This is a genomic window from Nocardia arthritidis NBRC 100137, assembly GCF_001612765.1.
GTDB lineage: Bacteria > Actinomycetota > Actinomycetes > Mycobacteriales > Mycobacteriaceae > Nocardia > Nocardia arthritidis.
On sequence record NZ_BDBB01000103.1, the window covers coordinates 1 to 936 of the forward strand.

Annotated in this window: 1 protein-coding gene; it reads right to left on the reverse strand. The window is 69.8% G+C overall.

The window, feature by feature from the left end; genetic code table 11:
• The coding region (locus tag NA8_RS32240; protein ID WP_157107049.1) for a site-2 protease family protein at window positions 1-936 on the reverse strand (936 nt) is incomplete at both ends.

A 936-nucleotide genomic window follows, 5' to 3' on the forward strand; every position in this document is an offset into this window, starting at 1 on the left:
TCACAGGCGAGTACCAGGTCGGTCGCGGTGAACAGGCCGGTGAGCTTGCCGTCGGCGTCGACGACCGCGACCGCGTCCAGGTTGGGGCGGAGCACGACGCGGGATGCGACGTCGCTCAGCGGTTCGTCTTCCCGGGTCAGCGCGGCGGCGGGCAGTGCTCGGGCGGCGACGCCGACGGTGGTCGTCGCGCGTGCCGGTTCGGTGACCGCGGCCAGATCCGACCAGGCCACCACAGCGATCGGGTGACCGGTAGCGTCGACGACGGGAAATACCCGGTGCCCCGTGGACGGCGCGTCCGAGCGCAGCAGTGTGGCGATCGACCAACCGGCCGGAATTGCCATAGGGTGCGCGGTCATCACGTCGCGGACCTTGCTGTCGCCCAGTTGGTGGCGCAGTCCGGCGACGGTGAGTTCGGCGTGCGCCGCCGATTGCAGGAACCAGCCGAGCAGCATCAGCCACAGCCCACCCAGGTGGCCGAACAGGATCAGTTCGGCGATGCCGATCATCAGTAGAACCGTGCCGAGGAACTGTCCGCTGCGTGCGGCCGACGTCGCTGCGCGCAACCGGTCACCGGTGCGCCACCAGATCACCGCGCGCAACACGCGGCCACCGTCGAGGGGCGCGCCCGGCAGAAGATTGAACAGTCCCAGGATCGCGTTCATGATGGCCAGCCACAGCAGAACCGCGGTGATCGGCCCGTCCGGGTCCACCGCCGCGGCGCCGACGCCTGCGAGGAAGGCGACGGCGGCGATGCCCAGGCTGGTGAGCGGACCGGCCAACGCGATGCGCAGGTCAGCTCGCGCGTCCTTGGGTTCCTCGGTCAATTCGGAAACGCCGCCCAACAGCCACAACACGATCACCTCGACCCGGACTCCATTGCGCCGGGCGACGATCGAGTGGGCCAGCTCGTGGGACAGCAGCGCCGCACAGAACACG